Raw genomic sequence first — 14,243 nt, 5'->3', positions numbered from 1 at the left:
GCTTGCAGTTTCCGAAAGCAATGTTGTAGTCGGTGGCGACAGGTCGAAGCACAGTAAAGAATAAATCCCTTTACCACGGATCGTGAGGCACGTACCTGCCTCTGAAAGGATTGCAATTATGGCAGAAGTCGTTTTCGACCACGTCACTCGTATCTACCCGGGCAACGACAAGCCCTCTGTGGATGATCTGAATCTTGATATCAAGGATGGCGAGTTCCTCGTCCTCGTCGGCCCCTCTGGCTGCGGTAAGTCTACGACCCTTCGTATGCTCGCCGGCCTGGAAGAGGTCAACAAGGGCCGCATCCTCATCGGTGGCAAGGATGTCACCACGATGCAGCCGAAGGACCGCGACATCGCAATGGTGTTCCAGAACTACGCTCTGTACCCGCACATGACCGTTGCCGACAACATGGGCTTCGCCCTGAAGATCGCCGGCACTCCGAAGGAAGAGATCCGCAAGCGCGTCGAGAAGGCCGCCGAGATCCTCGACCTGACCGAGTACCTCGACCGCAAGCCGAAGGCTCTGTCCGGTGGTCAGCGTCAGCGTGTGGCCATGGGCCGTGCAATCGTTCGTGAGCCGAAGGTCTTCCTCATGGATGAGCCGCTCTCTAACCTCGATGCCAAGCTTCGTGTCCAGACCCGTACCCAGATTGCCGCTCTGCAGCGTCAGCTGGGTGTCACCACCCTGTACGTGACCCACGATCAGACCGAGGCTCTGACGATGGGCGACCGCATCGCCGTCATCAAGCTCGGCATCCTGCAGCAGGTCGGCGCTCCGACCGAGCTGTACGATCGCCCGGCCAACGTCTTCGTCGCCGGCTTCATCGGCTCCCCGTCGATGAACCTGAACACCCACCCGGTGGTCAACGGCAAGGCGAAGATCGGTGAGGACACTGTTGATCTGCCGGCCGAGGCCGTCAACAAGCTGACCGCCGAGGACAACAACCAGATCGTGGTCGGCTTCCGTCCTGAGGACGCCAGCCTGGCCGCCTCCGACGACCCGAACGCCTTCTCCCTGAAGGTCGTCAACGTCGAGGATCTGGGCTCCGATGGCTACATCTACGGCAACATCATCACCGATGGCTCCGCCGCCGAGGCCTCCCAGGTCATGTCCGACCAGAACAAGCTCACCACGATTCGTGTGAACCCGCGTGCGCTTCCGAAGGTCGGTGCGACCGTCAAGATCAAGATCGACCCGGCCAAGATGCACCTGTTCGCTCCGTCGACCGAGCTGCGTCTGAACTGAGCGATCAGTATCAACACTTGGTAAGGCCTTGCGGCTTTGCCAACCATTAAACGAGGTTATTTCTCTTCCTCTCTTATAACCTCGTTGGAAAAGCCCTGCATAGCTGCGGGGCTTTTCTTTTTCTCTGTTAAACCAGAATTGACATAGATCCTTTCCTTGGCTCCCCTTGTCAGGGGAGCTGTCGGCGAAGCCGACTGAGGGGTAGTCCGCAAGCATATGTCAATTCTTGTTTAATAGAGCTTTTCTTATGCCGAACTTGCCGGCATGGGGTGTCATTGCATGGCCTACATCCTGCAGCACACGTAAAATCGAACGCATGGAGTTGAATGCATTGCCCCAGATGGATCCGCGCGCACTGAAGGCCACGTCTGTCAAAGCCGAAGACGAACATGCCAATTCAGTGGAACCGCAGGCATTGAAGATCACCGCCGCCAGCTCGAACCCGAAGATGTTCACGCTGCCCTGGCATAAGCCGTTGGCCACATGGCCCGAGGAGCTGCTCGCCAACCTGCCGCGAGGCATCTCCCGCCACGTTGTGCGTTTCGTGCACGTGGGCGACGAAGTCTACGCCATGAAGGAGATCACCCGTCAGGTCGCCGAGCGGGAATACGAGATTCTTCGCCGGTTGCAGAAGCTCGAGCTGCCCACCGTGACCCCGATCGCCGTGGTGACCGGCCGCCATGACAAGAACGGCGAGCCGCTGGAGGCCATTCTGGTGACCCGACATCTGCGATTCTCGCTGCCGTACCGTGCGCTGTTCGCGCGCAATCTGCAGCATGATACTGCGGAGCGACTGATCGATGCTCTTGCGGTGCTGTTGGTGCGACTGCACCTGGCCGGTTTCTATTGGGGCGACGTGTCCCTCTCGAACGTACTGTTTCTGCGTGATGCCGACGCATTCTCCGCATTCCTCGTGGATGCCGAGACCGGTGACCTGCAGGTGCAGCTCACCGATGGCCAGCGTGAATACGATATCGATCTGGCCCGCACGAACATCATCGGCGAACTGATGGACCTTGCCTCCGGACGTCTGCTGCCGAGCGATGTGGACGAGATCGAGGTTGGCAACCGTCTGGTCGATCGGTACCATTCGCTGTGGAGCGCGCTCACCGACACCGATAAGTTCGGGCCGGACGAGATGTGGAAGATCGAGCAGCGTGTCAACAAGCTCAACGAGCTGGGCTTCGACGTGGACGAGCTTGAGATGAAGACCGCTGAGGATGGCAAGCGCGTGCTGGTGCGTCCGCGCGTGGTGGATGCAGGATATGCCAACCGCAAGCTGCTGCGTCTGACCGGTCTGGATGTGCAGGAGAATCAGGCCCGTCGCCTGCTCAATGACCTTGACGCCTACCGCGCGTCCACGTGGCGCGACGGCGAGGACCTCGAGATCGTGGCCACCGATTGGATGCGCGAGGTGTACGAGCCGACCGTGCGCATGATTCCGCCGGAATATCGGACGCAGATCGAGCCGGCGCAGTTCTTCCATGAGGTGCTCGACCACCGTTGGTTCCTCGCCGAGAAGGCCGGCCATGATGTGCCGATGGGTGAGGCCGTGACCAGTTACATCGACAACGTCCTGCCGAACTACAAGCTCGACAAGAAGGCCCTTGACGAGCTCAACGCCGAAGCCGATGCCGGTGTGATTGACGACGAATACACCTACAACGCCGACGACGGCTACAACCCCGATGACGACCCCGACGCGGCTGTATGGGCGAGCCGTTAAGCGGGCAACCCAGTGGGTTGCCCGTAGGCGAGCCCCGAGCGAGGCGGTAGCCGAGTGAGGGTGGGTTGGGCTTGCCGTAGGCAAGTCCGAAATTGCTGGAGCCATTAAGCATGAAGCCCCTCGCATTGAGGGGCTTCACTATAAGCGGTGCATAATTGCGGTTGCGATTACTTCGCGGCTTCGCGGCGGGCGTGTGCCACGGCGTACAGGCTGATGCCGGCAGCCACCGAGGCGTTCAGCGACTCCACCGTTGAGCTGATCGGAATGCCGGCGATGGCGTCGCAAGCCTCACGGACCAGACGGCTCAGGCCGCTGCCCTCGGAGCCAAGCACCACCACAAGCGGATCGGCCTCAAAACCGGTTTCACCGACGAGTTTGTCGCCACCGCCGTCCAGGCCAACCACGTAATAGCCGCGTTCCTTCAGCCCTTCGATGGCCTTGTTCAGGTTCACCACGCGGGCCACCGGCATATGCGCGGCCGCGCCTGCGGACACCTTCCATGCCGCGGCGTTCACCGATGCGGAGCGGCGCTCCGGCAGGATCACACCGTTCGCGCCGAATGCGGCGGCCGAACGGATCACTGCACCGAGGTTCTGCGGATCGGTCACGCCATCCAAAGCGATGAACAGCGGACGCGAAGCGATCCGCATGGCCGCGGAATTCACGGCCTCCATGGCCTTCGCCTTCTTCTCGGCACGCTCCACCAGCTCATGCAACGAGGAGTACTGGTACGGATTCACCTTCAGAATCACGCCCTGATGGTTGCCCGAGCGGGCGATGCGATCCATCTCCAGACGGTCGGCCTCCAGCATGTGCAGACCGTTCATGCCTGCGATCTTCACGATTTCGCGCGTGCGGTCATCGTGCTCGATGCGCGACATGATGTACAGCGTGGAGCTCGGCACGCCCACGCGCAGCGCCTCCAGCACGGAATTGCGGCCGAACACCAGGTCGGAAGTGTCGGCCGACGCGAACTTGTCCACGCGACGGCGGGCCGCCAGACGCGGGTCGGAGCGCATACGACGCTCGGCGATTTGCTTGGCCTTATACGCCTTGTGATACACGCGGTCCTCGGCCTTCGGCGTGGGGCCATAGCCCTTCAACTTATTACGATGCTTTCCACCCGACCCCTTGGTCGGTCCCTTTTTCATAGCCATAGGTGACATTGTCCCAGCACCCCGCGCCAAATGACTGCCCGAGCCCGGCGCGCATGCATCGCGAGTACAGTATCAGAGGTGAGACAAGAGGCGAAGAAGCAACGCGAGATATTTGGACTGTCCCCGCTGTACTGGGGGCTTTGGCTGGCGATTCTGATCCTGTGGATGGGGCGCTTCGTCACGTCATTCCTCTCCATATATCTGGTGTCCGCGCTGCATATCGATGAAGGCGTGGTCGGTGCCGTGGTGGCCATGTACGGCTTCGGCGCGATCATCGGCTGCCTGTTCGGCGGCATGCTGTCCGACCGCTTCGGACGCCAGTCCATGATCATCATCGGTGAGATCGGCGCGGCGGCAGCCTTGCTGGTGGTGTCGGTGCTGGTCGAGCCGGTGTCGTTGGGCGCGGCGTTGTTCGTGTATGGCGCGTTCGCTTCGCTGCCGAGCCCGGCAATCGCCGCCTACATCGCCGATGTGGTGCCCGCCGAACGTCAACAGCGCGCGTATGTGCTGCAGTCGTGGGCCATCAACTGTGGGTATGCGATTGGTCCGATTGTGGCCAATCAATTGGTCAAGGTGTCGTATTCGCTGATGTTCTATGTCGAGGCGGCCGTGATGGTAGGCGTCACTGTGCTGCTTATTGCCTTCTTCCGCGAGGTCAGGCATCTGGGAATCGCTGTGCCGAAACCGTGGGATGGCTCAGGACGCGCTACTGGGGACTCCGCGACCGTTGCCGCTGCCCTGGTCGATGATGCTGCTCTGACCGATGATGCTGCTCTGGACGGTGATGCCGGCGCAGCACCGGCCGCCACCGCCCGGGCCGACGCCAAAGCCTCCATGCTGCGCAACTGGCGTCGCGCCATGACCGACGTGCCTTTCCTCATGTTCTCGGTACTGATGTTCGGATACTTCCTCGTCTATTTCCAGAGCACGTCAGGTCTGCCAATCGCCATGACCGACCTTGGTCTTGACCTTGGCGACTATTCGGTATTGCTCACGATCAACGGCGGTATGCTGTGTCTGCTGCAAGTCCCGGCGATGAAGCTGTTCGCGCGCATGGGCAACTCCCGTGTGCTGATCGCCGGCCTCGCCGTGACCGTAATCGGGTACGCCGTGCAGACCGTGGCCGACTCGTGGGCGGGTTTCGCGCTCGCCGTCATGTTGTGGACGCTGGGAGAGCTGGGCACCTTCCCCATCGCCACCACTACGGTTGCCGCACTGGCTCCGGCTGATGCGCGCGGCACCTATCAGGGTATGTACAACGTGCTGTGGTCGCTCTCGATCGCGCTGGCCCCGCTGGCCGGAGGCTGGATGATCAGCCGCTTCGGCGGGCGCGTATTGTGGATCGCCTGCACCATCGTTTTGATTGCAGTGACCATCGGCCTGCGCCTGACCAAAACCGCGCGCGACCGCGCCATGGCCGCCAGCCTGCGCGATGCTGCCACCACAGCCGCGGATCCGGACTGACGACCCACTGCCGCCGGTGGATGCTTGCGGCAAAGCGATACACATGTCACATGCGCGGCGAAAGGCATCATGCCGCTCCGTCTCCGTACCGTCGCGCATTTATCATGATTCCTGAACACGCGGGCACCAATCGCGTGAGCACTTTGATGCACGACCTGCAGGGGGCGCAATGCAGTACATTCAGCAGACCATTACCGGCTTCGACGGCAGCGAGGCGCAATTCATCGGCTATGTGCCGGACGACAGCCCGGATCTCCAGCCGGGCCGAGTCCGCGCGTCAATCCTGATTCTCCCCGGCGGCGGATATGTCATGACTTCCGACCGCGAGGCTGAGCCGGTGGCCCTGCGTTTTCTGGCCAAAGGCTTCAACGTGTTCGTGCTGCGGTATTCGGTGCGGCGCAGCCATTACCCGGTGGCGCTGGTCGAATCGGCCGAGGCCATGCGGTTGATTCGTACGAACGCGGAAGCATGGCACGCCGACCCCGAACGAATCGCCGTGATGGGCTTTTCCGCAGGCGGGCATCTGGCGGCGAACCTCGCCACCACGGCCGGCGATGACGATCTGCACGAACACGGATACGATCCGGACGAGGTGCGCCCGAATGCGCTGATGCTCGCCTATCCGGTAATCACATCCGGCGAATACGCGCATCGCGGCAGCTTCCAATACCTGCTGGGCGCGCATGATCATGATCAGGCGCTGCGCGACAAGCTGTCAATCGAGAAGCATATCGATGCCAAGACGCCGCCTGTGTTCGTCTGGCACACGATGAACGACGCCACCGTGCCTGTGGAGAACACGCTGATGCTCATCGCGGCCTGCCGGGTAGCCGGCGTGAGCGTCGAGGCCCATCTGTTCCCCGAAGGACGTCACGGGCTTTCCCTGGCCAATGAGGAGACCGCCTACCACGGCAGTGCAGAACACATCGTGCCGGCCGTGCAATGCTGGCCCGAACTGGCCGAAGCCTGGTTGCGGCGACTGTTCTAGTGGTCCGTCCCGATATTTGTTGTGTGGTGCTGGCCCCCTCTGATGGGACGTTGCCGTGAAGCAAACAGCGGAGCTGTTTGTAGGCAGCGTGTGAGCCGGCAGGCGAACCAGTTGGATGCCGCGCGCAGCGCGTCCCTGATTGCAGGACGGGCTGTCAGCGAAGCTGACTGGGGGAGAGAAAAAGCTTAATCCTTCAATTTTTACGATCCTGCCCACTAGGCAAAACACCATTACGCTGTACGCCAAGCGCACCTATCGGTTATGGAATAATAGCAACCGTATGCATCGGCAGCAGTTGCGTCGATGTCCATAACCGCGCAGTCCTGCGATGATCGGGGGAGATAACCCGGTGCGCTCGCAGAACTGATTACTCCGCGGCTATACCAAGGAGAACATCATGGATGATCGCCTTACAGATCAGTCCACACTATCCGCGACCGCAACGAACGAGATCGCGGAATCAGAAGAAGTGCGCGCCCAGCAGGCCCTGCTCGGCGACGCCGATCCCAGCCTGACAAGTGCCGAGGATGTGGCCAAAGCCCTGAATGTCGACCCGAAACAGGGCCTGAGCGAAGAGGAAGCCAGCCGCCGACTGGCCAAATTCGGCCCGAACGAACTCGCCAGCGCTCCGCCCGTACCGAAATGGAAGAAGTTCCTGGCCCAGTTCCAGGATCCGCTGGTGTACCTGCTGCTTGCCGCCACTGTGATTTCGGTGATTGCCTGGTTCATCGAGAAAGCCAACGCCGTACCCGGTGCCGAAGGGGGAGAGGCGCTCCCGTTCGACGCGCTGGTCATCGTGCTGATTCTGATCGTCAACGCCGTCCTCGGCTACATCCAGGAGGCCAAGGCCGAGGCCGCGGTGGAGGCGCTCGCCCAAATGACCGCGCCTCAGACCTCGGTGATGCGCGGCGGCAAGGTACAGCGCATCAACACCGTCGACGTGGTGCCCGGCGACATCATCGTGCTTGCCGAGGGCGACTCCGTGTCCGCCGACGGCCGTCTGGTGAACGCGGCGAGCCTGCGCATCGCCGAAGCGAGTCTGACCGGCGAATCCGTGCCGGTCGGCAAGAAGCCGGACACGCTGGCCGCCGCCAAGGCTTTGGGCGACCGAGCCAACATGGTGTTCAACGGCACGTCCGTCACGCAGGGCACAGGTCGCGCCATAGTGACCGGAACCGGCATGAACACGCAGGTCGGCAAGATCGCCGACATGCTCTCCGCCACGGAAGACGAGAAGACCCCGCTGCAGAAGGAGATGGACTACGTCTCCAAGATTCTGGGCATCGCGGTGTGCATCATCGCCGTCGTGGTGCTGGTGGCGCTCGCCGTGCTGGAAGGGTTCCACGATATCCATGACGTGATCGACTCCCTGCTGCTCGCCGTCTCGCTGGCCGTGGCCGCCGTGCCGGAAGGCCTGGCCGCGATCCTGACCGTGGTGCTCGCGCTCGGCGTGCAGCGCATGGCCGCGCACAACGCTATCGTCAAGAAACTGCATTCGGTGGAGACGCTGGGCTCCGCATCCGTGATCTGCTCGGATAAGACCGGCACGCTGACCCGCAACGAGATGACGGTGGAGCGCGTGGTGACCCCGTCTGGCGAGGTGCAGATCACCGGCACCGGCTACTCGCCCGAGGGCCGTATGGTCATGGCCGATGGCTCCGGCTCGGACAGCGAGCAGGCTCGGGTCGTGGCCGATGAGGTAGTGGCCACGCTGCTCGCCGGCACGCTGGCGAACGATGGCGAGCTGCGCCAGGATGCCAATGGCCGTTGGGAGACCGTGGGCGACCCGACTGAAGTCTCGCTGATCGTGGCCGCCCGCAAGGTCAAGGCGGACCACAAGGCGAAGCGCTTCACGCGCGTGGGTGAGATTCCGTTCACCTCCGAACGTAAGCGCATGTCCATCATCGCCAAGGACGACACCGACTCCGGCAAGCTCACCGTGTTCGCCAAGGGCGCGCCCGACGTGCTTTTGAGCTACTGCTCCCGCATCCGCGTGGGCAGCCAGGTGCGCAAACTCACCGAAGGCGACCGCCAGTCGATCCTCGCCACTGTCGAACGGCTCTCCTCCGAGGCATACCGCACGTTGGGCGAAGCCTGCCGTCCGCTGGAGACCAGCAGCCTTGCCGATGTGCCCGGTGTCACGGTGAACGCGGCCGGCCAGGTGGCGGACATCGCCGACCAGGCCGACGCCATCGAAACCGACCTGATCTGGAATGGCATGGTCGGCATCATCGACCCGCCGCGCACCGAAGTCCGCGATTCCGTGGCCGAGGCGCATCGCGCCGGCATCCGCACGGTGATGATCACCGGCGACCATCCGCTCACCGCGGCCCGCATCGCCTCCGACCTGGGCATCATCGCCAAGGACGGCAAAGCGCTGACCGGCGACCAGCTCGACCAGCTGGGCAGCGAGGCCGAACTCGACAAGGCCACCGCAGACGTCTCCGTATACGCGCGAGTGGCACCCGAACATAAATTGAAGATCGTCGAATCCCTGCAACGCCAAGGCAACATCGTGGCCATGACCGGCGACGGCGTCAACGACGCCCCCGCCGTCAAGTCTGCGGACATCGGCGTGGCCATGGGCATCACCGGCACCGAGGTCACCAAGCAAAGCGCCAAGATGATCCTCGCGGACGACAACTTCTCCACCATCGTGGCCGCCGTGCGCGAAGGCCGCGTGATCTTCGACAACATCCGCAAGTTCCTGCGCTACCTGCTGAGCTCGAACGTGGGCGAGGTGTTCACCGTGTTCCTCGGCGTGGTGTTGGCCGGTTTCCTCGGCATCCGCCAGCCGGAGACCGTGGGCGTCACCGTGCCGCTGCTCGCCACGCAGCTGCTGTGGATCAACCTCTTGACCGATGCCGCGCCCGCGCTCGCGATGGGCGTCGACCCGCAGACCGATGACGTGATGGGCCGCAAGCCCCGCCGCGTCACTGACCGCGTGATTGACGCCTCGATGTGGGGCGACATCGTCTACATCGGCATCATCATGGCCATCGTCACGTTGATCGGCATGGACATGCATCTGTCCGGAGGCCTGTTCACCGACCGTTCGGTGGAGGCCGTAGGCCATGAGGCGCAGATGGTCGAGGCGCGCACGATGGGCTTCACGATTCTCGTGTTCGCCCAGCTGTTCAACGCGCTCGCCTCCCGCTCCCACCTGCAGTCCGCGTTCGTCGGTCTCTTCTCCAACAAGTGGCTGTGGGGCGCGATCGGGCTTTCGATCGTGCTGCAGCTTGTGGTGATTTACGTGCCGTTCCTGAATTCGGCGTTCGGCACCACGCCTCTGAGCGCATTGGCATGGCTGGAATGCATCGGATTGGCGGCCATTGTGCTGGTGGCTTCCGAGCTGCGCAAGGCCGTGCTGCGCGCCATGGCCAGGAAGTAGTCGCTGGAAGCATAACGGCCGGCCGCTCCCTAATGAGGGGCGGCCGGCCGTTACTACGGCTCAATGGTCGAGAGCTTAGTTCAGTTGGTCGATCCGGAGGTGGAGCTGTCGCCGCCGTCCGTGGACTGATCGCCTCCGTTGGACTGGTCGTTGCCATTCTGTTGTTGCTGCTGTTGCTGCTGCTGGGCTTCTTCCTCGGCCTGCTTCTTCGCTTCTTCGTCTGCCTTGGCCTTGGCCTCAGCGTCCGCCTTCTGCTTGGCTTGCATCGAGGCGTTCACATCCGATTCCGCCTTCTGCAAGGCGGAGATGGCATTGTCGATATCGGCGTCGGACGGATTCGAGCTGTTCATCACGTTGTTCGCGGTGGTGATCGCCGTCTGCAGGGCGGTGCGGGTATTCTCATCCGCGACGCTGCCAGCGGAACCGGTCAACGTGGCCTGTGCCTGGGAAACAGCCGAGCTGAGCTTGCTCTTCTTGGCATCGGCGTCAGCGGTCTTCTGCGAGGCGGTCACGGCTTTGATGGCGCTGTTGATGGCATCCGTCTGGTCGGTCACCGTGTCGACGTTCCCCTGCATGTCCTTGACCTGCTGCTTGAGCTGGTCTGCGGACAGGTTGGAATTGCAGCTGGCGGTGTCTGCAGGGTTCTGCCCCTTCTCCACGGCGGCGTTCAGCGTATCGATGGTCGTGCTGTCCGCCACCTTGCCTTTGGCTGTTTGAGAGGTGCTTTGCCCCTTGGTCACGGCGCTTTCCAGCTTCTTCTTGGCTGCGTCGTACTGCTTGGCAACCACCTTGCATTCGGTCAGCGCGGCTGCCTGACTGACCTTGCTGCTGTTGGATCGCCACAGGAACAGGCCGCCGATCAATGCGACTACTACCACCACGATTGCCGCGGTGATCGCGATCTTGCGCGTATCCTTCTTGTCGGCGCCGCCGTTATGCTGCCCTCGGCCATTACCGTCGCCGGAGTCGGCATCATCCTCATCTTCGAACTGCTCGAATGGGGAGATGGCAGGCGGGAGCGGCTGCGCCGGCTCTTCTGTGCCGGCGAGACGAGCGGGTGGATTGGTCACCGGCTGGAACACCTGCGTCGCCTCTTCGTCGGCGGGAATCTCGCCGTTCGCCGCGGTTGCGGCCGATTCGGCGGACAGCGGTACGGCCGGAGGTTGGGCCAGCGGCGAGTACGCCTGCGTGGCCTGATCCTGAGAAGGCGATGTCGGGCTCCCCAGCGGGGGAACCGCCGCATTCGGCGTTGAGACAACCGTCGGCGGCTGAGTCGGCTGGAACAGCTGCGTGGCTTCTTCACTGGTTTCAGGGCTCACGGGCTGTTGGAGCGGTTGTGTCGGCGGGGTGTACGGCATCGCTTGCGTGGGCTGGCCGTACGGCGACTGCTGAGCCGGCTGGATTGGCTGAGCCGACGCTTCGGCCGGGGCTACCGGGGCTACCGGGCGGAAACTCTGCGTGGCCTGATCCCAGACGTACTGTTGTTGTCCGGCGGCAGGGACGATTGGTTGTGATTCGACTGCCGGCTGTGCGATTGGCTGGACCGGTTCTGCGATTGGCTGGGTCGGAGGCGCCGGGGCGGGCGTCGGCTGCGGTGTTGCGGGAAATGGCTGGAATGCCTGTGTCGCCTCGGAGAGCGGAGGCTGAGGTTGCGCTTGCTGTGCCGGCTGCGTCGGCTGCGCGGGTTGCGCGGATTGTACCGGTCGGGCGACCGGAACCGTGCCCCATGCCGGCGCATCGGCCGAGCTCGAATAATTGGATGGTGCCGGAGACGTCGGTGCCGGCATCGCCTGGGTGGGCTGTACATTGCCTGCAACACCTGCGCCGCCTGCAACGCCTGTGCCGGTCGCGGCGGCACCTGTTGCAGCGGCACCATAATCGGGCCACTGCAGGGAAGGCCATGCCGTCGGCTCCTGATCAGCGGGATCCTTTGCAGCGGATCCCTGCGGTTGCTGCTGTGCAGAAGCTCCCTGTCCCGGCAGGGGAGGCACTACCGGCTTGATTGGTTCCTGATGCTGCTGGAAGTCAAATTGAAAACCGCCATCACTGTTGGTCATTGCATCTCCTTGGCGTACATGAGTGCTCCGGCATTGATGCCGAAGCGCCAGCCAACCGGTCGAGCCGATGTTCCACACATCAGCGGCCGGTCGGTATACGGATTAGTCGTCGATATGAGCTCGGTAGAAGTTCACGTATGAGCGGCTCGGTGTCGGGCCGCGCTGGCCCTGATAATGTGAGCCGGTACCTGCAGAGCCGTACGGATGCTCGGCCGGCGAGCTCAACTGGAAGAAGCACATCTGGCCGATCTTCATGCCAGGCCACAGTTTGACCGGCAGCGTGGAGACGTTCGACAGCTCAAGCGTGATGTGCCCCTCGAAGCCAGGGTCGATGAAACCCGCGGTCGAATGGGTCAGGATGCCCAGACGTCCGAGCGAGCTCTTGCCCTCAAGTCGTGCGGCTATAGTCGGGTCCAGCTTCACATATTCCCAAGTGGATCCCAATGCGAACTCGCCGGGATGCAGGATCCAGGGCTCATCGGGGCCAACCTCGAACTGTTCGGTGAGCGCCCCCTGATTCTCGGCAGGGTCGACATAGGTGTAGGCGTGGTTGTTGAAGAGGCGGAAATACCGATCCAGCCTGACATCGATGGAAGCGGGCTGCACCATTTCGGGAGTCCACGGTTCGAGCGAAATATGACCAGCGGACTGTGCGGCGATGATATCGCGGTCGGACAGCAGCATAGAGAAACTCCTTGAATGACAATACTGCGGTCAAGTTTAGCGCCCAGTGCGGAAACACAGCATGCGGTAGTCGCGGGAGGGCGTGCGCGCAGGATACTGAGATTCTCAGGTTATTCCCAGAAAACATCAGCATTAGACACAGAAACCAGTGGTTATATAAGAAATGTCAGCGGAAAGCTGATCAGGAACAGCAGCAGTTCCCGATAATTGAACCCCTTTCTTCTTCTCTCTCCTTTCTCTCCCCGGCGCCAACCCGCCGGGGTTCTTTTTTGCGCAGGCGTCGCCGATGCTTGCAGTTGCGGATACTCGCACTGAGATCCCTCAGTGCACGAAATTCTCGAGAATTGCCCATCTCCCGAGAATTTGCGTCGCTGGGAGTCGGTCAGTGCACGAAATTCTCGAACATTGGGTTGTTTTCGAGAATTTGCGTCGCTGCTGCGAAACGGGGATCGTCTATAACGCCTTCCGCCGGTCTCGCGTTCATCCCATGGGATGACGACCGTCTCGGCCCTACAGCGATATACTGGCAATCAGCCGGACGAGAGGGAACTCTTATGGGGAAGAACAACGAGGAATACGACTTTTTCGACGGTGCGGAGTATGAGGACGCTCCCCGGTCCCGGAGCGCGCGCGGCGGTCGCCAAGGTTCGCGCCCTTCAGGCAGACGCGCGGCGCGACTGAGAGTAGACAGTCCTGCATCGAAGGTGCTGCGGCGTTTGGCGCTGGTGACGGGTCTCCTTGCTGTTGCGGCGGGTGCGGCATCCGCCGTACATGAGATCGCGCCCTATGCCATTCCTTTCCTCGTCGACATGCCCGGCCGGTACATTGCGGTCGCCGCCGCGGTGCTCATAGGGCTCACTCTGATGTTCGTGATCGGCGCGCGCTCCACCATGCCGCGCAGCTCGACGCACGGAGGTGTCGGTGGGGGCGGCATCGTATGCATGGTGCTGGCCTGTGCGTGTCTGGTGGTCGGTGTGGCCGTGGGCGTACTGTTCCCGGACGGTTTGATTCTGCCGGATAACGACAAAGCCCCGGTGGAGAGCACCCAGCAGATGGAACAGGGCATCGAACAGGCCGCCGGCACGTGCACGGCCGGCTGGCAGGGTATGGATACGGGCGGTCTGCCCGGTGTCTCAACAGTACAGATGTGCGCAGAGCCGCGTATGGCGTTCGTTTCGTTCGAGTCCGAGACGATGGCCGCAGTGGGCAAGGCCCCGATCAAGGTGAAGATCGCCGAGCTGCTGGCACAGTATTCGAATAACGAGAAGGCCCGGGGCGATTGGCGACTGCTGGTCGGCAAACGTTGGATGGTGTTCGCCGAGGCCGACAACATCACCAAGCTGCAGCAGCAGTGGGGCGGTGACATCGAGAACATCACTGCCGACGATGGCGCTGCTGATGCCGATGCTACTGATGGTGCCGGCTCCGGCACGAACGCCGATGCCGGTCAGTGATCGGTGATTGCTTAGCGGTCCGTTTCACAATTGTCATGTGGTGCTGGCCCCTCTGATGGACGTTGCCGTTAAGCAA

9 protein-coding genes are annotated in these 14,243 nt (G+C 62.3%); 6 read left to right on the top strand and 3 right to left on the bottom strand.

Annotated features, from left to right (window positions below; all coding sequences use genetic code 11):
* The first annotated feature begins 118 nt into the window (after positions 1 to 118).
* Together BW14_RS10315 and BW14_RS10310 are read left to right on the top strand one after the other, a co-directional pair.
* A complete protein-coding gene (locus tag BW14_RS10315; RefSeq protein ID WP_044090298.1) occupies positions 119 to 1,246 on the top strand; it encodes an ABC transporter ATP-binding protein in 1,128 nt (375 codons plus the stop codon).
* A 316-nt stretch (positions 1,247 to 1,562) separates the two neighbouring features.
* A complete protein-coding gene (locus tag BW14_RS10310; RefSeq protein WP_044090296.1) occupies positions 1,563 to 2,972 on the top strand; it encodes a DUF4032 domain-containing protein in 1,410 nt (469 codons plus the stop codon).
* A 167-nt stretch (positions 2,973 to 3,139) separates the two neighbouring features.
* Here BW14_RS10310 and rlmB read toward each other — a convergent pair whose 3' ends face one another.
* Entirely contained in the window at positions 3,140 to 4,129 is a 990-nt protein-coding gene (gene rlmB, locus BW14_RS10305) for a 23S rRNA (guanosine(2251)-2'-O)-methyltransferase RlmB (RefSeq protein ID WP_044090295.1), read from the bottom strand.
* Positions 4,130 to 4,294: 165 nt separating this feature from the next.
* Between rlmB and BW14_RS10300 the strand changes: the two genes are divergently transcribed.
* The 3 genes from BW14_RS10300 to BW14_RS10290 all read left to right on the top strand — a co-directional run bounded on the left by BW14_RS10300 (position 4,295) and on the right by BW14_RS10290 (position 9,972).
* On the top strand, positions 4,295 to 5,593 hold the full coding sequence (locus BW14_RS10300) for an MFS transporter (protein WP_238567082.1): 1,299 nt from the start codon (positions 4,295 to 4,297) through the stop codon (positions 5,591 to 5,593).
* A 169-nt stretch (positions 5,594 to 5,762) separates the two neighbouring features.
* The gene (locus tag BW14_RS10295) at positions 5,763 to 6,581 is read left to right on the top strand and encodes an alpha/beta hydrolase (RefSeq protein ID WP_140463541.1); all 819 of its coding nucleotides are present in this window, start codon (positions 5,763 to 5,765) and stop codon (positions 6,579 to 6,581) included.
* 397 nt (positions 6,582 to 6,978) lie between these two features.
* Entirely contained in the window at positions 6,979 to 9,972 is a 2,994-nt protein-coding gene (locus tag BW14_RS10290) for a cation-translocating P-type ATPase (protein WP_044090292.1), read from the top strand.
* 80 nt (positions 9,973 to 10,052) lie between these two features.
* Here BW14_RS10290 and BW14_RS10285 read toward each other — a convergent pair whose 3' ends face one another.
* Both BW14_RS10285 and dcd read right to left on the bottom strand, forming a co-directional pair.
* Positions 10,053 to 12,029, bottom strand: coding sequence for an FIVAR domain-containing protein (locus BW14_RS10285; RefSeq protein ID WP_140490532.1), 1,977 nt, complete (start codon positions 12,027 to 12,029; stop codon positions 10,053 to 10,055).
* A gap of 102 nt (positions 12,030 to 12,131) precedes the next feature.
* On the bottom strand, positions 12,132 to 12,713 hold the full coding sequence (gene dcd, locus BW14_RS10280) for a dCTP deaminase (protein ID WP_044090290.1): 582 nt from the start codon (positions 12,711 to 12,713) through the stop codon (positions 12,132 to 12,134).
* Positions 12,714 to 13,267: 554 nt separating this feature from the next.
* Here dcd and BW14_RS10275 point away from each other — a divergent pair.
* Positions 13,268 to 14,167, top strand: coding sequence for a hypothetical protein (locus BW14_RS10275; protein WP_140463537.1), 900 nt, complete (start codon positions 13,268 to 13,270; stop codon positions 14,165 to 14,167).
* The last annotated feature ends 76 nt before the right edge of the window (positions 14,168 to 14,243 follow it).

This window comes from Bifidobacterium sp. UTBIF-68 (assembly GCF_006408855.1).
Taxonomy (GTDB): Bacteria; Actinomycetota; Actinomycetes; order Actinomycetales; family Bifidobacteriaceae; genus Bifidobacterium; species Bifidobacterium reuteri.
The sequence above is the reverse complement of the archived record's forward strand: the minus strand, read 5'-3'. Positions and strand labels throughout refer to the sequence as shown.

What these genes read in the sequence shown, in the direction of transcription:
- BW14_RS10315 (WP_044090298.1), top strand. Translation starts at nt 119, where the DNA reads ATGGCAGAAGTCGTTTTCGACCACGTCACTCGTATCTACCCGGGCAAC.
- BW14_RS10310 (WP_044090296.1), top strand. Translation starts at nt 1,563, where the DNA reads ATGGAGTTGAATGCATTGCCCCAGATGGATCCGCGCGCACTGAAGGCC.
- rlmB (WP_044090295.1), bottom strand. Translation starts at nt 4,129, where the DNA reads ATGGCTATGAAAAAGGGACCGACCAAGGGGTCGGGTGGAAAGCATCGT.
- BW14_RS10300 (WP_238567082.1), top strand. Translation starts at nt 4,295, where the DNA reads ATGGGGCGCTTCGTCACGTCATTCCTCTCCATATATCTGGTGTCCGCG.
- BW14_RS10295 (WP_140463541.1), top strand. Translation starts at nt 5,763, where the DNA reads ATGCAGTACATTCAGCAGACCATTACCGGCTTCGACGGCAGCGAGGCG.
- BW14_RS10290 (WP_044090292.1), top strand. Translation starts at nt 6,979, where the DNA reads ATGGATGATCGCCTTACAGATCAGTCCACACTATCCGCGACCGCAACG.
- BW14_RS10285 (WP_140490532.1), bottom strand. Translation starts at nt 12,029, where the DNA reads ATGACCAACAGTGATGGCGGTTTTCAATTTGACTTCCAGCAGCATCAG.
- dcd (WP_044090290.1), bottom strand. Translation starts at nt 12,713, where the DNA reads ATGCTGCTGTCCGACCGCGATATCATCGCCGCACAGTCCGCTGGTCAT.
- BW14_RS10275 (WP_140463537.1), top strand. Translation starts at nt 13,268, where the DNA reads ATGGGGAAGAACAACGAGGAATACGACTTTTTCGACGGTGCGGAGTAT.